Source organism: Christiangramia sediminicola (genome assembly GCF_031344135.1).
GTDB lineage: Bacteria > Bacteroidota > Bacteroidia > Flavobacteriales > Flavobacteriaceae > Christiangramia > Christiangramia sediminicola.
Genome location: NZ_JAVJIU010000001.1, coordinates 330628 through 348700 on the forward strand (window position 1 = coordinate 330628; position 18073 = coordinate 348700).

Annotated in this window: 15 protein-coding genes, 1 tRNA gene and 1 pseudogene; 8 read left to right on the forward strand and 9 right to left on the reverse strand. The window is 37.8% G+C overall.

From position 1 onward, the window contains the following. Positions 1–43: 43 nt before the first annotated feature. The 4 genes from tsf to rplM all read right to left on the reverse strand — a co-directional run bounded on the left by tsf (position 44) and on the right by rplM (position 2866). Positions 44–868: a translation elongation factor Ts gene (tsf, locus tag RE431_RS01575; protein ID WP_309560205.1), complete on the reverse strand. Its 825-nt coding sequence runs from the start codon at positions 866–868 to the stop codon at positions 44–46. A gap of 88 nt (positions 869–956) precedes the next feature. After that, positions 957–1856: a 30S ribosomal protein S2 gene (gene rpsB / locus RE431_RS01580; RefSeq protein WP_309560206.1), complete on the reverse strand. Its 900-nt coding sequence runs from the start codon at positions 1854–1856 to the stop codon at positions 957–959. 168 nt (positions 1857–2024) lie between these two features. Continuing rightward, positions 2025–2411 (reverse strand): 30S ribosomal protein S9, encoded by a 387-nt coding sequence (rpsI, locus tag RE431_RS01585; RefSeq protein WP_309560207.1) that lies wholly within the window; start codon positions 2409–2411, stop codon positions 2025–2027. Next, positions 2411–2866: a 50S ribosomal protein L13 gene (rplM, locus tag RE431_RS01590; protein ID WP_309560208.1), complete on the reverse strand. Its 456-nt coding sequence runs from the start codon at positions 2864–2866 to the stop codon at positions 2411–2413. The genes rpsI and rplM overlap by 1 nt, the downstream gene beginning before the upstream one ends. Positions 2867–3179: 313 nt before the next feature. Between rplM and RE431_RS01595 the strand changes: the two genes are divergently transcribed. After that, positions 3180–3794, forward strand: a complete 615-nt coding sequence (locus RE431_RS01595; RefSeq protein WP_309560209.1) for a lipocalin-like domain-containing protein — start codon at positions 3180–3182, stop codon at positions 3792–3794. 421 nt (positions 3795–4215) lie between these two features. On the opposite strand, the gene RE431_RS01600 is transcribed toward RE431_RS01595, so the two are convergent. The 3 genes from RE431_RS01600 to RE431_RS01610 form a co-directional block, all read right to left on the reverse strand. Then, a complete protein-coding gene (locus RE431_RS01600) occupies positions 4216–4725 on the reverse strand; it encodes a DUF3124 domain-containing protein (protein WP_309560210.1) in 510 nt (169 codons plus the stop codon). Positions 4726–4735: 10 nt separating this feature from the next. Further along, entirely contained in the window at positions 4736–7564 is a 2829-nt protein-coding gene (polA, locus tag RE431_RS01605) for a DNA polymerase I (protein ID WP_309560211.1), read from the reverse strand. 89 nt (positions 7565–7653) lie between these two features. Then, positions 7654–8631 carry an isoaspartyl peptidase/L-asparaginase family protein gene (locus tag RE431_RS01610; RefSeq protein WP_309560212.1) on the reverse strand — a complete coding sequence of 326 codons (978 nt, stop codon included), beginning with the start codon at positions 8629–8631 and terminating at the stop codon, positions 7654–7656. Positions 8632–8749: 118 nt separating this feature from the next. Here RE431_RS01610 and RE431_RS01615 point away from each other — a divergent pair, with 118 nt between their 5' ends. Next, entirely contained in the window at positions 8750–9976 is a 1227-nt protein-coding gene (locus RE431_RS01615; RefSeq protein WP_309560213.1) for a metallophosphoesterase, read from the forward strand. Between the two features lie 75 nt (positions 9977–10051). Beyond that, positions 10052–10348: a thioredoxin family protein gene (locus RE431_RS01620; protein WP_011708070.1), complete on the forward strand. Its 297-nt coding sequence runs from the start codon at positions 10052–10054 to the stop codon at positions 10346–10348. Here RE431_RS01620 and RE431_RS01625 read toward each other — a convergent pair. Next, a complete protein-coding gene (locus RE431_RS01625) occupies positions 10332–10976 on the reverse strand; it encodes a polysaccharide deacetylase family protein (protein ID WP_309560214.1) in 645 nt (214 codons plus the stop codon). The genes RE431_RS01620 and RE431_RS01625 overlap by 17 nt on opposite strands. A gap of 94 nt (positions 10977–11070) precedes the next feature. Continuing rightward, complete coding sequence (locus tag RE431_RS01630) at positions 11071–14379, reverse strand: DUF2723 domain-containing protein (RefSeq protein WP_309560215.1); 3309 nt, start codon at positions 14377–14379, stop codon at positions 11071–11073. A gap of 201 nt (positions 14380–14580) precedes the next feature. Between RE431_RS01630 and RE431_RS01635 the strand changes: the two genes are divergently transcribed. The 5 genes and pseudogenes from RE431_RS01635 to rfbA all read left to right on the forward strand — a co-directional run bounded on the left by RE431_RS01635 (position 14581) and on the right by rfbA (position 18072). Further along, a tRNA-Gln gene (locus tag RE431_RS01635) sits at positions 14581–14653 on the forward strand. A gap of 204 nt (positions 14654–14857) precedes the next feature. Then, positions 14858–15331: a UpxY family transcription antiterminator gene (locus RE431_RS01640; protein ID WP_309560216.1), complete on the forward strand. Its 474-nt coding sequence runs from the start codon at positions 14858–14860 to the stop codon at positions 15329–15331. 74 nt (positions 15332–15405) lie between these two features. Next, positions 15406–16083 carry a porin family protein gene (locus RE431_RS01645; RefSeq protein ID WP_309560217.1) on the forward strand — a complete coding sequence of 226 codons (678 nt, stop codon included), beginning with the start codon at positions 15406–15408 and terminating at the stop codon, positions 16081–16083. 294 nt (positions 16084–16377) lie between these two features. Beyond that, positions 16378–17163 (forward strand): 3'(2'),5'-bisphosphate nucleotidase CysQ, encoded by a 786-nt coding sequence (gene cysQ / locus RE431_RS01650; RefSeq protein WP_309560218.1) that lies wholly within the window; start codon positions 16378–16380, stop codon positions 17161–17163. A gap of 32 nt (positions 17164–17195) precedes the next feature. Then, positions 17196–18072 (forward strand): annotated as a pseudogene (gene rfbA / locus RE431_RS01655) (glucose-1-phosphate thymidylyltransferase RfbA). Position 18073 lies beyond the last annotated feature (1 nt).

Here is an 18073-nt window from a genome sequence, read left to right on the forward strand (position 1 = left end):
TTAAATGAATAAAACCTCTTTTCTTAAATTATATAGAATGAGCTTATCCTAAAGCTACTCTTTCAAATCCTACAACTTCAAGGTCACCGTCTACAGACTTAACATACTGTGCAACGCTTTGCTTGTTGTCTTTGATATACGCCTGGTGTACCAAAGTGTTGTCTTTGAAGAAACGTTGAAGTTTCCCTTGAGCGATCTTGTCAAGCATGTTTTCTGGCTTTCCTTCTTCTCTCAAAGTATCTTTAGCGATCTCGATCTCTTTATCGATAGTCGCTTGATCAACTCCATCTTCATTAAGTGCAACCGGGTTCATCGCAGCAGCCTGCATAGAAACATTTTTGGCAGCTTCTTCAGCTCCGTCTACGTTCTTAGAAAGACCAGTTAGAACAGCGATCTTGTTACCAGCGTGGATGTAAGATCCTACGAATGGAGCTTCTAAAGTTTTGAATGCACCGATTTCGATCTTCTCACCGATAACTCCTGTCTGTTCAGTAAGTTTATCTTCTACAGTGATCCCTTTGTAATCTGCAGCTAATAATTCTTCTTTTGAAGAGTAGTTAAGTGCCATATCTGCGAAATCGTTAGCTAATTTGATGAAGTCATCATTTTTAGCAACGAAGTCTGTCTCACAGTTTAGAGAGATGATCACACCTTTAGTGTTGTCTCCGTTTACCTGTGCGATAGCAGCTCCTTCAGAAGATTCTCTGTCGGCTCTTTTTGCAGCAACTTTCTGACCTTTCTTACGAAGCAGTTCGATTGCAGCGTCAAAATCACCATCAGCTTCAACTAATGCTTTCTTGCAGTCCATCATTCCTGCACCAGTAGCTTTTCTTAATTTATTTACTTCAGCGGCGGTTATCTTAGCCATAATATTGTCTTTTATTTAAAAAAGTCGTTTAGAAACTCACTGTAAAGAAAGAAACTAAACGACTTTTAGATTTTATGAAAACGTTATTTTATTCTTCTTCGTTAGATGATTTTGCTTTGTCTAGAGTTTCACTCTTAGATTCAAGCTTTACATCTTTCTTAGCTTCTTTCATTGCCTTTTTATCTTCGGCATCTTTTGAAGGAACTTCAGCTTTCTTCTCCTTTTTAGCTTTAGGAGCTTTGTCCTCTTTTCCTTCTTTTGAAGCTTTTTCTTCTTTCTTCTTAGAGTCTTTGTTAGACTTTCTTTCAGAAAGACCTTCTACGATAGAATCTGCAACATAAGAAACAACTTTGCTAATAGATTTAGAAGCATCGTCGTTAGATGGAATTAGATAATCAACCTCACGTGGATCGGAGTTGGTATCTACCATCGCAAAAATTGGAATGTTTAGTTTCTGTGCTTCTTTGATCGCGATGTGCTCACGTGTAGTATCTACAACGAAAAGCGCAGCTGGAAGTCTTGACATGTCTGCGATAGAACCTAAGTTCTTTTCTAGCTTAGCTCTAAGACGATCTACCTGAAGACGCTCTTTTTTAGAAAGAGAGTTAAAAGTTCCGTCTTTCTTCATTCTATCAATAGAAGCCATTTTCTTAACAGCTTTACGAATAGTTACGAAGTTGGTAAGCATACCACCAGGCCAACGCTCAGTGATATAAGGCATATTTGCCTTTTCAGCTTGTTCAGCAACAATCTCTTTCGCTTGTTTCTTTGTAGCTACGAAAAGGATCTTTCTTCCGCTTGCTGCGATCTTTGCAAGAGCATCACCTGCTTCCTGCATTTTAGCAGCACTTTTATATAAGTTGATGATGTGGATGCCGTTACGCTCCATATAGATATATGGGGCCATATTTGGATTCCAACGTCTTGTTAAGTGTCCAAAATGAACACCAGCATCAAGTAATTCTTTTACTTCTACTTTGTTTGCCATTTTTGTAATAGTTTACGTTCTGTTGAGATAGCAACATCCAGGTGGCTACTTAATAAAGTACGGCCCTGGCTGTTTAGATGCTAAACTAACTTCTGCCCGGCAGGAACAGAATAACAACAAAAAATTAATTTTTTAATGAACTCCCCGGAAAATATTCCGGTAATAATATTAACGTTTAGAGAACTGGAATTTCTTACGGGCTTTCTTCTGACCGAATTTCTTACGTTCTACCATACGTGGATCTCTAGTAAGAAGACCTTCTGGCTTAAGTGCGCCATGGTTTTCCTGGTCTAGCGCTACCATTGCTCTGGAAAGTGCAAGACGGATCGCTTCAGCTTGTCCAGTGATACCACCACCATATACGTTAATTTTAACGTCGAAGTTCCCTTCGTTTTCGGTAAGCATCATTGGCTGGTTCACTTTATATTGAAGTGTTCCAGTTGTGAAGTAATCATTAAGGTCTTTCTTGTTTACGGTAATGTTTCCTTTTCCTTCTGAAACATATACACGGGCCACAGCAGTTTTTCTACGGCCAATTTTGTGAATTACCTCCATTACTTAACGTCGTTTAAGTTAATAGTTTTAGGTTTTTGAGCTTCGTGATCATGTTCAGATCCTACATAAACCTTTAAATTTCTGAATAGGTCTGCTCCAAGTTTGTTCTTTGGAAGCATTCCTTTGATTGCCTTTTCGACAAGTCTCTCAGGACTTTTTTCGAATAATTCGGCAGCTGTTAGACTTTTTTGTCCACCCGGGAAGCCTGTGTGACGGATGTATTCTTTCGCGTCCCATTTCTTTCCTGTTAAGTTGATTCCCTGCGCATTCAATACAATTACATTGTCTCCGCAGTCAACGTGTGGGGTGAAGTTAGGTTTGTGCTTCCCTCTAAGTAGGTATGCTACTTTAGAAGCAAGACGACCTAAATTTTGTCCTTCAGCATCTACCACAACCCATTCTTTGGTTCTGGTGGCTTTGTTAGCCGATACTGTTTTGTAACTTAATGTGTCCACACCAATTGATTTTACTAATTATTAAACATTCCAATCCCGTTTGCCCGAATCTCAATCGGGAAAACAGGGGTGCAAATGTACAATTATAAATTCATATAGCAAATAGCGAAAAGATTATTTTATTTGCTTTGAAGAGCTTGATTCTCAGTCAAATCTAAGTAAGACATATTTTTATTACAAATCTTATTATCTGTCTAAATATTCTGTAGGTCATTTCGGTAATGTGAAGCAATATTCCTCTTTCTCCAGTACGATGAAGAGCGTTAATGGTCGATTAACGTCAATATTAATGTTAAAAAAGTCATAAAATTAGATGAAGTTTTCTAAGTTTGTTCCGAAATCTAAATGCCCTAAGAAGATGAATAACCTTTTTAAAGCTAAGACTTTAGCGAGTTTTGGCCTGTTAATCCTTGCTATGGCTAGCTGTAGCAAAGAAGAGATATCGATGGACTCCCAATTAAAGGTGAGTAATGCAACCACGGTTACTACGAATGATATGATTGGCCACTGGGATCTTTCCGGTATGATGGCCGATACCGCCGTTAATCTAAATGGAGACGAACTGTCAAGTAAAAATTTACTGGATGAAACTGATTGTTTTAACACAATGAGTATAACATTTGATGCTGATAGTACGTTTGTAACTAATAATGCTCAAATGACATTTGAGTCTGGTACATCAAGTAATGAGTTTTCTTGTTTGACTGATCGTATGGACAACGGACGCTGGGAAGTGAGAAACGACAGTTTGATTCTTACGATGATGGTAAATGGTTCTACCTATACCCATAAGAAGCTCATCAATTTAGAGACAAATAAATTCTCTTTTGATGTCACTAAAATTGAGTCAGATCAATACGTAGATGATCCTGGAAATACCCAGGCATCTCCAATAAGAATTTTAGAACTTGAGTATACTAAATCATAGTATACCTTTCTAATTGTAGTTTTAGTGTTAGTTTGAAAAACCTCACAGATTCAACTGTGAGGTTTTTTTATGGCTTGATATATTCAAGAATTACTGATGCTGGAACACTTTATATTTTTCCGGGTCTTTTAATTTGAAACATCAATGAATTATGATCAACGTATTTCATTAAATTATCAATTTGTCTGGCTGTTTACAGCTTTTTCGATACCGTTCAAACCTGGTAGCGAGTTGAGAATATATTCCAGGATCTGAAATCTTCTTCGTCTGGTCCCAGGGTATTACAGGTTTGGGAGATTTAAATGACAAGTTTAGCGCTGTTGTAGCTAATCAGCTTCTAAGGTAAAGACCTCAGAATACTTTTCTTATCAAAGCGATTTATAGATTTATATTGCAGTGGTTAGTTGGAGGGGAATTCGTATTATTTTATTCGGACACCTTTACTCGTGAAAGAAAGTCCCTGCTGTCCTGAAGTTGAGATCATAACTCCTTCAAAAAGAGGTTCTGGCGATGATTCTTTAGTAGACCATTCAAAGATAAAATTGGCACCCGTTCCGCCTTCTACATCTGTTTCATCAACTACGATCTCAACTGTTTCCATTGGAGCTATAAAAATTGGATGATCAAAATAGATTCTGATCGGCTTGCCGGCGGTGTTGAAATATTCGGCCTTATCTATATAAATAGTATCATTCATATCCACATTTCTCATACTTACAGTAGATGTAAGATTGTGAGTTCTGTGCTCTGTCTGGCTATAAATTTCAGAATAAACGGATAGATACGACTGACCTTTCTTAAGGGAATCTGTAACCGACTTTTCCACTCCGCGTGCTTCCCAATCAACAGGATCGTAAGAGCTGATCGTCTTTTTGTCTTCACAGGAGAATATCAAACCGGCAAGCACTAAAAGTAAAATTCCCTTTTTCATAAAATCGATATTAATGAGCTTCCAGCCAGTTTTCACCTATTCCAAGATCAACGTCTAATGGTACTTCCAGTTTATAAGCATTCTCCATTTCAGATTTGATCATTTTTTTAACCTTTTCCAATTCATCCTTGTGAGCATCAAAAACCAATTCATCATGCACCTGAAGCAGCATTCTGGTTTTGTAATTCTCTTCTTCCAGCTTTTTGTGAATATTGATCATCGCTAGCTTTATAATATCGGCTGCGCTTCCCTGGATTGGTGCATTCACGGCGTTACGTTCGGCAGCTCCGCGAACCACCTGGTTTCTGGAATTAATGTCTTTTAAATATCTTCTTCTACCCAAAACTGTTGAAACATAACCATGTTCCCTGGCAAAATCTACCTGGTCGGCAATATAACTGCTTAGTTTTGGATAGGTTTTGTAATAGGTGTCTATCAATTCCTTGGATTCACTTCTGGAAAGTGTCGTCTGGTTGCTTAATCCGAAAGCTGATACTCCATAAATGATTCCGAAATTCACAGTTTTTGCATTGCTCCTTTGTTCACGAGTTACTTCGTCTAAAGGAACATTGAAAACTTTTGCAGCAGTTGAAGCATGAATATCTTCTCCATCCTGAAAAGCTTTGATCATATTTTCTTCCTTGCTTAAAGCGGCGATGATCCTCAATTCTATCTGGGAATAATCGGCAGCAAGCAACACAAAATTTTCATCTCTTGGAACAAATGCTTTTCTAACCTGTCTTCCTCTTTCAGTCCTGATAGGAATATTCTGAAGGTTGGGATTATTAGAACTTAATCTTCCCGTAGCGGCTGTGGTTTGAACATAATCTGTATGCACGCGACCGGTAGTTTTTTCAACCTGGTTTGGCAATGCATCTACATAAGTATTCTGAAGTTTTACCAGTCCGCGATAATCGAGCACGTGTCTTACGATAGCATGTTCATCTGCAAGTACAGAAAGCACATCTTCACTGGTGGAATATTGTCCTGTTTTGGTCTTTTTCGGCTTTTTGGATAATTCCAATTTTTCAAATAGAATGATCCCAAGCTGTTTTGGAGAACTGATCAGGAATTCTTCCCCGGCATCTTCATATATTTTAGATTCAAGTTCCTTGATATCTTTAGCCAGGGCTTCAGATAGAGATTTTAAATATTTCTCATCCAGTTTTATTCCTTCAAGCTCCATGTCGGCCAGAACTTTCACTAGCGGAATTTCTATCTCGTTAAAAAGCTTTCTGGTTTCTGCCTCATCCAGTTCCTTTTCAAATAAGTTTTTCAGCTGAAAAGTGATATCAGCATCCTCAGAGGCATATTCGGTTTGTTTATCAAGATCAACATCTCTCATGTTACCCTGATTTTTACCTTTCTTTCCGATCAATTCTGAAATAGGCTGCGGAGTATAGTTCAAATAAGTTTCCGCTAAAACGTCCATGTTATGGCGCATATCCGGATTGATCAGGTAATGAGCGATCATCGTATCGAAAAGCGGACCTTTCACATCAACATTATATTTATCCAGAACCTCAATGTCATATTTAAGGTTCTGACCTATTTTTTGGATCTTATCATTTTCGAAAAATTGTCTCAATTCCTCGATAAGATTTTGAGCTTCTTCTTTGTCTTCAGGAAATGGAATATAAAAACCTTTCCCGGCTTCCCATGAAAATGCTATTCCCACGAGTTGAGCTTCCAGCGGATTCAGGCTGGTAGTTTCTGTATCAAAACAAACGCTTTTTTGCTTCAGCAGTCTTTCGATAAAGATCTTCCTGGCCATTTCGGTGTTTAATGCCTGATAAAAATGAGGAGTATCAGAAAGATTCGTTCTGGAAGAGGTTCTTTCGATTTCCTCCCCATCACCGCCGAATAATGAAAACTGACCTGCTCCGGCTGTAGATTGCGCATTCTTCTTAGCCGAAGGTGAATTTGTCACCTGCGTTTGCGGCGCATCATCTTCTCCGTTAAATAATTTTATGAACTGATCTTTTAATCTTCTAAATTCGAGATCATCAAAGATCTTCTGAACTTTTTCGCCATCGGGCATGGAAAGTTCGTAATCCTCCGCATGAAATTGAACATCACAATCGGTGAATATCGTTGCCAGTTTCTTGGATAAACGGCCTAATTCGGCATTCTCGATCACCTTCTCTTTCATCTTACCTTTTAGATCGTCGGTATTTTCAAGAAGCGCTTCCATACTTCCGTATTTCTTAAGGAACTTTTTAGCGGTCTTTTCACCAACTCCCGGAAGTCCAGGAATATTATCAACAGAATCACCCATCATCCCAAGAAAATCGATCACCTGTTCCGGTTTTTCCACTTCAAATTTCTTCTGAACTTCAGGAATACCCCAGATCTCGATTCCGTTCCCCATTCTGGCAGGGCGATACATAAATATGTTTTCTGAAACCAACTGAGCAAAATCCTTATCTGGCGTTACCATATAAACCTTATAATTCTCTTTTTCGGCCTGTTTCGCCAGCGTTCCAATTATATCATCGGCTTCCATTCCGGCACATTCCACAACAGGGATATGCATTGCTTTGAGAATATCCTGGATAATTGGAATTGCTTCGCGTATTGGCTCCGGCGTTTCGTCCCGGTTCGCTTTATATTCAGCAAACATCTCAGTTCGTTCTTTACTGCCGTCCTTGTCAAAACAAACCGCTAAGTGATCTGGCTTTTCTCTTCTGATCACATCAAAAAGAGAATTCGTGAATCCCATGATCGCGGACGTATTGAATCCTTTAGAATTGATCCTTGGATTCTTTATAAAAGCGTAATAACCGCGGAAAATTAAAGCGTATGCGTCTAGTAAAAAAAGGCGTTTTTGATCGGCCATCTGAAATGTTTAAATATAAAATTGAGAATATTTCAAAACTACAAAGATAAAATCACTCCCGCTTAAAGTAAGCAGGGATAAATCTGTAATTATGAGTCTAAATACGAATCACTAAGATTATCGGTGCTTTCGCCCATGTGAAATTTCGCATAGCTGAAGCCTTTATGTATACAATATGATCCAATCTCACCTTGTTTATTCATCGCGACATAAGCCACCTGGAAATCTTTATATTTAGGGTTGTGCTTTACGGTTCTCATTACAGCTTCCTTACAGGCCTCCTGCGGCGATTTTCCCTGTCGCATTAATTCAACAATAAGAAAGCTACCCACGCTTTTCATGATCGCTTCACCCATTCCGGTGCCCACAGCTCCGCCAATCTCATTGTCTAGAAATAATCCGGCGCCAATGATAGGGGAGTCTCCAACTCTTCCGTTCATTTTATAAGAAAGTCCAGATGTTGTACAGGCACCGGCGATGTCGCCATTTTTATCCATACAAAGCATCCCGATGGTATCGTGATTTTCAATATTAATGATGGGTTTATATTCTTTATGTTTCAGCCATTCTTTCCATGCTTTTTCTGATTCTTTCGTTAAAATATTTTTCTTTTGAAATCCCTGCTGAATGGCGAATTGTAATGCACCTTCACCTGCCAGCATCACATGTGGAGTTTCTTCCATCACTTTTCTGGCTACTGAAACCGGATGCTGAATTTCCTTCAGGTAAACTACAGATCCTGCATTTCCATCTGGCGACATGATGCATGCATCCAGAGTTACATTTCCATCCCTGTCTGGTGCACCACCATCTCCAACGGTTGTATTCTTCAGGTTGGCTTCTTCAACCATGACTCCTTTTTCTACAGCGTCTAGAGCAGAGCCTCCTTTTTCTAAAATACTGCCTGCCATTTTTGTGGCATTCTGAAAGTTCCAGGTTGCCACTGCAACAGGATATTTTTGAATCATATTTAATTCTTTTATTATAGGTTTAGAGAATAGGGAAGGTGTTGCCGATAATGCAGCTCCCGCTATTCCTGTATTCTTTATAAATTTTCTTCTTTGCATAATTTATATGATCCAATAAAGATAATTATTTGGTCTATCTATTCCTGCATTAGTTAAAATGAAGTAAAAAAATAGTCAAGGCTAACGATTCACAATATCTTCGTGAAAAATTGATTAAATGCGTTGGTTCATTCTCGCAGCGATCTATCTAGTTGTAGATTTATATGCTTATCAGGCATTACGGGTGTTTTCAAAAAATATCTGGATCGCATTACTGTATTTCCTTATTTCTGCGATCGTCATAGCAAACTTAATTTACCAGTTCAATCAGCCTGCTCCAAATGATGGTTTTGGAGGAGGGCGTGGTTATGCTATCGGAATTTTCCTTGCTTTTTTTGTAGGGAAGATCGTGCTCTCTTTCGTGATGTTAGGAGAAGATATTATCCGTGTTCCAATGGCTGGTATCCAAAAGTTATTTGGTTCATCTGAAAGTTTTGAGATACCCTCAAGAAGAAAATTCATAAGTACGATCGCGATTGGTCTTGCTGCTATTCCATTCGCCGGCTTGCTCTATGGAATGTATAAGGGTCGTTATAACTTCAGAGTATTAAGATATACCTTGTATTTTGAGGATCTACCGACTGCTTTTGATGGTTATAGAATTAGCCAGATTAGTGATGTTCACAGCGGTAGTTTCGATAATAAGAATAAGATTAAATATGGGGTTGACCTTTTGAAAGAACAGAAAAGTGACCTTGTGGTTTTTACTGGAGACCTGGTGAATAACAAAGCTTCTGAAATGGAAGGATGGAAAGATCTGTTTTCGGAGATCAACGCGCCGGATGGTGTGTTTTCAATCCTGGGGAATCATGATTATGGAGATTATCATAACTGGGAAAGTCAGACCGCTAAGGAGGAAAATCTGAATACGTTAAAACAGACTCATGCTGATATGGGGTGGAACCTGATGCTGAATGAAAATCGATTTATCGAAAAGGATGGTGAGCGAATAGCTTTAGTTGGTGTGGAAAATTGGGGAGCCGGTGGTTTCAAGAAAGCAGGAGATCTTAATAAAGCGGGTGAAGGAGTAGAGGATAAGGATTTCAAGATCCTTCTAAGTCATGATCCTTCTCATTGGGAGCAGGAAGTAAAATTCCATCCTAAAAAATATCATTTAACGATGAGCGGGCACACTCACGGGATGCAATTTGGGATAGAGATTCCGGGCTGGTTCAAATGGAGCCCTGTGCAGTACAGATATAAACATTGGGCCGGTATTTATGAAGAGGCGGGAAGATATATTAATGTTAATCGCGGATTCGGCTTTTTAGCTTATCCCGGTCGCGTTGGGATTTGGCCTGAAATTAGTGTGATCGAGTTGAAAAAAGGTTCGAAACCCGCATAATTAGAAGAATTTCCTATATTTGATTAAAGCTGGCATACGTGGTTTTGACCATGCGCTAAAAATAAATCCTGAATTATGTCAAAATTTGGTGAATTAGTAGACTTGAATATTCCTGTTCTATTGGATTTCTACACAGAATGGAATGATGCTTCTGTAGCTATGCATCCGGTTCTAAGGGATGTTGCAGCAGCTTTGGGAGACAAGGCTAAAGTGATCAAGATCGATGTTGATAAGAACTCTCAACTGGCTGAAGCACTTCGCGTGAAAGGTCTTCCTACTTTAATGATCTACAAGTCTGGTGAGATGAAGTGGAGGCATAGTGGTGAGCAGGATGCAAATACACTTATTGGCTTACTTAAAGAACATCTTTAAGACTTCTGAAGTCAAATCCTTTTTCTGAATAATATTCCAGAACTTTAGGTAGTACAGCCTTTAAATTTTTCGAGGCTTTGATGCTATCATGAAAAACAATTGTGCTGCCTGGTTCGGCAGTATCAGTAACATTTCTGAAGCATTTTTCCGGACTAATTTCCTTATCGTAATCGCCACTAATTACGTCCCAGACCACGATTTTAAAACCGGCCTTTCTAATAGCTTTGGCCTGCGAGTTCCTGATTCTGCCGTATGGTGGTCTAAATAATGTACTGGTTTCAGGATTAACTTCAGTAGCAACCTTCTGGGCTTTTAAAGTATTCTCGAGATAACCCTTATTTTCAGTTTTCCAGCCGTTAAGATGATTGAAAGTATGGTTTCCTGCGATATGTCCTTCTATAATTATGCGGTTGTATATCTCCGGATGTTTTCGAATATTATCGCCGATGCAGAAAAAGCTTGCCTTCGCTTTATAATCTTTTAAAATATCCAAAACCCATGGAGTTATCTCGGGAACCGGTCCGTCATCAAAGCTTAAGTAAATAGCATTGCTATCCTTAACTTTGGAAATCCTTTCAGGGTAAAGAATTTTAAGCAGTGATGGATATTTAGGCAAAAAGATTTTCATTAAGTTGAAGATACTAATATCATGATAGATTCAAACAAAAACTGCCCGAAGCGATTTTGCCCTGGGCAGTTTAATTTTATTTCCGAATAAAAAGTTATTCTTCCAAAGAATCTAATGAAGTGCTATCAATCGAGCTTTCAACTGGAACAGCTCCATCTATACCTTGTAGAATTTCTTGCTGCGGAGATTGCATATCTGCATCAATCTCTTCATCTTCTCTATAGAAATGCCTGAATAATTTGAGGTAATTATTGAATTCTTCAGCCTTCTTCATCGCTGTGTCACGATCTTCATAAACCATCATAATATCAACCAAGCCTCTATAACGCTCCATGTCTGTTATAATCTCATCAGCATACATATATTGTCTTTCAACATCCCAACTACTGTAATACGTAAGATTTTCCTGGTATTTCTTTACGATCTTCTCCCAGATCTCACGAGCTTTCTGCGGTCTGTTCACCTCATAGTAACCGGTTACAAATGGCTCTAGTAACGTATAATATTCGTAATACTCCAAAGGCATTTTTTCCATTCCAAGATCAAGGATCTCTTCAGCGTGAATTGTATCACCTTCGTTCAGAAGATTCTCGGTTAAACGAGCAAGGTTGCTTCTATAGGTGATAGAATTCTTACGGGTTTCAGGATCATGATAAATATCTTTTGATCCCATATTACCCCAATCCCAGTTCTTTACAATGTTGTACATTTTCTCTGTATTCACTCTTCCCATATCAAATGGATTTCGAGGATCCAGTGGTGTACGAATTGGAACTAACTTATAGGTAACTCCTTCCAGTTGCAGGTAATCTTTCATCCACAGGTAATCTTCATCTCCAAAGCTTCCACCGGTGAAATAGATAGGTCTTTCCCAGTTGTTATTTGCAAGAATATCGAGCATTAATAATCGATTCTTGTATAGGATCTGGTCACCTATGGCAATGTCTATATGATCTACAATTTGATCTGCTTCAGATTTATCAACGATATTATTCTGAAGAACAGTTTGTTTATCTACCGGAATTCTAACATATCTTGATGGGAATGTATTGATCATGGCTCCGCTCTGCAATTCTGCCTGAGTTCTTGGATCTTCATTTTCAATATAATTCATCCATGTATTGATAGGAATAGTATCCTGAGTAACTTCTCTAAGGAAGATGGCATCATTCTTTCCATTATAGAATTCATTCTCTAACTGAGATGGAATCGCGTCGCTTTCAAAAGCTGCTCGTTTCATCTGGTCTATATACCAATCTGTGGCCAGAAGACTGGTGTTAATGATCCTTACATCGGTCCTGTATTTTTCAACCTGTTGAACATACCATAGGGCGAAAGTATCATTATCTCCAATGGTAAATAGAATTCCGTTTTCATCGACCGAGTCCAGATACATCCGGGCCATGGTTAAAGCAGTATCTCTTCCAGACCTGTCATGATCGTCCCAGTTTTCTGAAGCCAATAAAGTTGGTACACAGAGCAAACTTACCACTACGACAACCGGCGCAAGTATTTTTGGGCTTATAGAGTTACGGAGTTTATCAAATATTGCGTAAACACCAAAGCCTATCCAGATAGCGAAGACATAAAAGGAGCCTACTAAAGCATAATCTCTTTCACGTGGTTCAAATGGACGTTCATTCAAATAAACTTTTAAAGCAATTCCTGTAAACAGGAAGAAAACCATGAGAACCCAGAAATTTTTCTGATCTCTTTTCAGGTGGAAAACGAGACCAATAAGTCCTAATAATAATGGAAGAAAGAAATAAGTATTTCTCGCTTTATTTTCTTTGACATCTGAAGGGAGATTATCCTGACTTCCAATATGCATTTCATCAAAAAAGTCAATTCCACTAAGCCAGTTACCATGGAGGTCGTTATATTTTCCCTGAATATCATCCTGTCTTCCTGTGAAATTCCACATGAAGTATCTCCAGTACATGTAACCAACCTGGTACTCCAGAAAATATCCAAGATTTTCTGCAAATGTCGGTTTTTCCACATCCAGATAATCGCTCATCTGTCTCAGGAAATTATGATAATCTTCCATATCACGCTCTCCCCTGGAAAACTGATTTTTGAAATCATTTACTGCTTTAAGCAATCTTTCTTCTCCCTGATATTCAGATTTGATCTTGAAATTCAGAGGACCAGTAAATTCCATATAATTAACCGCATGCTCGGTGCTCCACATTCTTGGTAAGATCGCTTTGTGATCGTCGTCCAGATTTTGTTTTGCATTCTTCCAGTCGTTCACGATCACATATTTTCCCAGTTCCTCGTCTTTTTCATATTTCGGTTTCGCATCTTCATATGGATTGTTGGCATCAAGACCAGAATACATTTCAGACCATTGTGGACCATAGAAAAGGTGAGTTTCCCCATATTGTTCCCTGTTATAGTAGGCGAGGAGTTCCCTTGCGTTATCAGGGCTGTTTTCATTGATCACGGTTGGAGCATTACTTCTGATAGGTAGCATTACCCAACTTGAAAACCCAACCAAAACAAATAGAACACATAATAATAGGGTGTTGTATTTGTATAAATTCTTCTTCCTGGTATAATTTATTCCGAAGTAAAAAGCAGCGATAATTACTAATAAAGCTACAATTGTCCCTGTATTAAACGGCATCCCCAGGCTATTCGTAAAGAATAATTCTGAAGCCGAAAAGAAAGTAAGTGTATAAGGTAAAAGCAGTTTAAAAATGAACATCAGGACGGCCACTACTACTATATTGGCGATGATGAAATTTTTAACGGTAACCTTTTTATAGTTTTTAAAGAAATACAGAAATCCGATGGCCGGCAGCGTTAGCAGTCCCATGAAGTGAACCCCAAATGAAAGACCGATAACCAGTGAGATCAAGATGATCCAGCGGTTACCACGTGGAGTGAACATGTCGCGCTCCCATAAAAGTCCTAAATAGAACATAACCGACATAAAACATGCGGCCATGGCATAAACTTCAGCTTCTACCGCATTAAACCAGAAACTATCTGTAAAAGTGAAAGCAAGTGAGCCCACAAAGGCACTTCCTAAAACAGCTATCTTTTTAGAAGAATTCAACTCGGTAGTTGGTCCTGCAACTTTTAGCACTAAAAGGCAAATAGACCAGAACATGAACATAATGGCAATGGCACTGGCAAAACCAGACATGAAATTAACCATTAATGCAACCTGTGTATTATCTGCAGCAAAGGTTGAAAAGAATGCTCCCATCATCTGGTAAAAAGGTGCCCCGGGAGGGTGTCCAACCTCAAGGTTTGCAGATGTCGCAATATACTCACCGGCATCCCAGAAACTTGCCGTTGGTTCCAAAGTAAGTGTGTAGGTGGTTAGAGCAATCACAAATACCAGCCATCCCAGAATTTTGCTCCACTTACCAAAGTTAAAATCAGTCATAAATACTCGTGTGCTTGTACTAAAGTGGCGAATTTAATAATAAAATGCTGAATGCTTTAAAAACGGAAGATAAAAGCATTTATTTTGGAAAATGCTGAAAATGAAGCGCAAATAAAATGTGTGTGATTTTTTCAAGAAAATTTCAATAAAAAGTTTGTGTAAATTAAAGTTTGTCTTAAATTTGCATCCGCATTTAAGCATTGGCCTATGGTGTAACTGGCAACACGTCTGGTTTTGGTCCAGAAGAGTCTAGGTTCGAGCCCTAGTAGGCCAACAAAAAGCCCAAACTGATAAGTTTGGGCTTTTTTTATGCCTTTATGCAATAAATACATAATGAGTTCATTCTCTAAACTGGATATTGGTGATTTATTGTTAAGGCTGTTCATTTTTGAAGCCAACCTATAAATTACGATATTTGCAACTCAAATTTCTCCACAAACCCTACTGCGAGAAATTTAAAATTCAAAATGATCGCAGTATGCCCTGGTATGTAGTACGTACAAAGCCACAACATGAGATAAAATCTGCCAAGTTTCTTGAAAGAAGTGGAATAGATGTCTATTGCCCTGTAGTTACTGAAGTTAGACAATGGAGTGATAGGAAGAAAAAGGTGACAGTACCATTATTTAAATCCTATGTATTTGTTAATATTCAAGCAAAGGAGAGAAATATAGTTTTTGATGCTCCCGGAGTTGTTGGATATCTTAAGTGGTTGCAAAAACCGGCAATCGCGAAAGATGAAGAAATAGAAGCAATCAGATCCTGGTTGAATAATGATAGGTTGGCTGATTTTGAAGTAAGTAATTTGAAAGAAGGTGATGAGGTACAGATCAAATCAGGAAAACTCGCAAATAAAAAAGCAATTATAAAAGAAGTAGGTAATAAAAAGTTGAAATTGATCCTGAATAACCTTGGCTGGACTTTGACAGCCAATGTTCAGGATGTAGTGTAATATTGAAGAGAATGTAGCGTTTCCCATTATTACAGCCTTAAAATTACCTCCAATTTAGAATAAACCCCAAATAAATGGCCAATAGACTAAGATTGAATCTCAATCCTAAAAAAATCCTATTCATTTTTATTTTCCTTTCAACTTTTGTATCACAGGCGCAGGAATATAGCGCCGGAATAAAAGGTGGCTTGAATTATAGTTTAAACGACAATGGATCTGAAATAGTAAGAAATGGAACACAACTTAGTGCTGAATCAGATTTTGGATTTCAGGCTGGAGTGTTCTTCGAATTCCGGTTAGGGAAATTTATGCTACGTCCGGAAGCCTTCTATCATAAAGCGAATGGTATTTTTGAATTTCCAGATTCTCCTACCGTTTACAGTCTTGAAAAAATCAGTGTTCCTTTATTGCTGGGATATAATATTTTTGATTCCGTAGATATTTTCGCTGGGCCGGCTTATCAGCATATTTTGGATAAAAATATTGAGGAGGTTATTAGTCCGCTTATTAATGATCATAGTAATATCGCTGCCCAGGCGGGATTTAAGTTCGATCTTAACAGGTTGCAAATAGATTTGCGATATGATTTCACTTTACCTTCCAAGGATTACCAGAGAGTTAATTTTGATGGAGATTTTAATACCTCGTATTTTGATGAAGGAAGATTAAATCAGGTGATGTTGAATATAAACTATAAACTTTTTGGCAGTAATATCAATTCAGGCAGACGCCGTGGGAATTGCTTCAACTAAATTTCCGAAATTCAGGGAATTATGGTTAAACATAAAATAGCGATTTCAAAAAATTTCATTTTTTTTAAAGTCAGAAAATTTTAAACCGCTAGATTTATTTAATAATTCTGGAAATAACTCATCTTATTCGATAAATTAAAAAATGAGATAAGTAATTGTTTTTATAGCTTCTTGCATGGGCTTTAGTTCAAAAATTTGAACTGGTAATTTTTAATTTAATCGTTGCTGATTTATTATTAAGAATGAGTTTCAGAAGAACAAATACTATTTAACCAGTAAGAATACCAATATTTGATGAAGAAAAAACTAGACATTGCAATCATGGCAGCTTTGAAAGCTGGAAAATGTGTCATGGAAGTCTATAAAAATGAAGATTTTGAAGTTGATTTTAAAGGAGATGACTCTCCATTAACCAAAGCAGATCTGGCATCTCATAAAATTATTATGGAACATCTGAAGGATACAGAAATTCCTGTTCTTTCAGAGGAAGGGAAAGATCTTTCCTTTGATGAGAGAAAAAACTGGGATAAGCTTTGGATTGTTGATCCCATTGACGGTACAAAGGAATTCATCAAAAGGAATGGCGAATTTACCGTGAATATAGCTTTGGTAATTGATCAAAAACCAGTTCTTGGAGTTATTTATGTTCCGGCAAATAATACACTATACTATGCAGATGAGAATGGAAGTTTTAAAACTTCAGCTGTTACTCCTGACTCTAGTATAAAGATGATTTCTAGCAAATCTGAAAAGTTACCAATAAAATCAGACAGGACTGTATTTACAGTTGTTGCGAGTAAATCCCATCTTTCTAAAGAAACGGTTGACTATATTAATGAATTGGAAAAACAACATGGTGCAGTAGACAGAATTTCTAAGGGTAGCTCTTTAAAATTATGTATGGTAGCTGAAGGAGCGGCAGATGAATATCCGCGTTTTGCACCAACTATGGAATGGGATACTGCGGCTGGGCAAGCGATATGTACTTTTGCCGGTAAAACTGTTTTCGATTATAAATCTGGGCAAGAGATGATTTATAATCGCGAAAACTTGCTTAATAATTGGTTTCTTGTGAAATAACTATAGTGTGTAATTTGTTTAATTAAAAGATAATAAAAGGAATTATATTGGCAGGTGGTTCGGGAACCAGGCTTTATCCAGTGACGAGAGGTGTTTCTAAGCAACTTCTCAATGTATATGATAAGCCAATGATTTACTATCCGCTTTCTATTTTAATGCTTGCCGGTATCAAGTAGATCTTAATCATATCTACTCCTGAAGATCTACCTAACTTTCAGAAATTATTAGGAGATGGACAGGATTTAGGTCTAGATCTTCAGTATAAAGAACAACCAAGTCCAGACGGTCTTGCACAGGCTTTTATTATTGGAAAGGATTTTATAGCCAGTGATAATGTCGCTTTAATTTTGGGGGATAATATATTTTACGGACAGGGATTTACATCGCTGCTTCGAAATTCTGTTGATAATGTTACAAAGGAAAACAAAACAACAGTTTTTGGTTATTATGTGAATGAACCGTCACGATATGGGGTTGCTGAATTTGACGAAAAAGGCAATGTATTAAGTGTAGAAGAAAAGCCAGAAAATCCCAAAAGCAACTACGCAATTGCCGGACTTTATTTTTTTCCAAATTCGGTCGTAGATATAGCTAAAAAAAGTAAGGCCGAGTAAAAGAGGTGAATTGGAGATTACTTCTGTGATTGAGGAATATCTAAAATCATCTAAATTGAAATTAGAGGTTATGGGAAGAGGTTATGCCTGGCTTGATACAGGTACTCATGAATCTATGCTCGAAGCTTCAAATTTTATTCATACAATCGAAAAAAGGCAAGGTTTAAAAGTTGCTTGTATTGAAGAGATTGCCTATGAAAAAGGATATATTTCTAAGCAACAGCTTATCGATCTGGCGGAACCATTAAGAAAAAATTCCTACGGAGAATATCTTTTTATAAGAGCAGGAAAATAAA

Bases quoted from the DNA above. Each gene is read 5' to 3' on its own strand.
- RE431_RS01595 (WP_309560209.1), top strand. From the start codon at position 3,180: ATGAAGTTTTCTAAGTTTGTTCCGAAATCTAAATGCCCTAAGAAGATG.
- RE431_RS01630 (WP_309560215.1), bottom strand. From the start codon at position 14,379: ATGACTGATTTTAACTTTGGTAAGTGGAGCAAAATTCTGGGATGGCTG.
- RE431_RS01615 (WP_309560213.1), top strand. From the start codon at position 8,750: ATGCGTTGGTTCATTCTCGCAGCGATCTATCTAGTTGTAGATTTATAT.
- polA (WP_309560211.1), bottom strand. From the start codon at position 7,564: ATGGCCGATCAAAAACGCCTTTTTTTACTAGACGCATACGCTTTAATT.
- cysQ (WP_309560218.1), top strand. From the start codon at position 16,378: ATGAAGAAAAAACTAGACATTGCAATCATGGCAGCTTTGAAAGCTGGA.
- RE431_RS01625 (WP_309560214.1), bottom strand. From the start codon at position 10,976: ATGAAAATCTTTTTGCCTAAATATCCATCACTGCTTAAAATTCTTTAC.
- RE431_RS01610 (WP_309560212.1), bottom strand. From the start codon at position 8,631: ATGCAAAGAAGAAAATTTATAAAGAATACAGGAATAGCGGGAGCTGCA.
- tsf (WP_309560205.1), bottom strand. From the start codon at position 868: ATGGCTAAGATAACCGCCGCTGAAGTAAATAAATTAAGAAAAGCTACT.
- RE431_RS01620 (WP_011708070.1), top strand. From the start codon at position 10,052: ATGTCAAAATTTGGTGAATTAGTAGACTTGAATATTCCTGTTCTATTG.
- rpsI (WP_309560207.1), bottom strand. From the start codon at position 2,411: ATGGAGGTAATTCACAAAATTGGCCGTAGAAAAACTGCTGTGGCCCGT.
- RE431_RS01600 (WP_309560210.1), bottom strand. From the start codon at position 4,725: ATGAAAAAGGGAATTTTACTTTTAGTGCTTGCCGGTTTGATATTCTCC.
- RE431_RS01645 (WP_309560217.1), top strand. From the start codon at position 15,406: ATGGCCAATAGACTAAGATTGAATCTCAATCCTAAAAAAATCCTATTC.
- rpsB (WP_309560206.1), bottom strand. From the start codon at position 1,856: ATGGCAAACAAAGTAGAAGTAAAAGAATTACTTGATGCTGGTGTTCAT.
- RE431_RS01640 (WP_309560216.1), top strand. From the start codon at position 14,858: ATGCCCTGGTATGTAGTACGTACAAAGCCACAACATGAGATAAAATCT.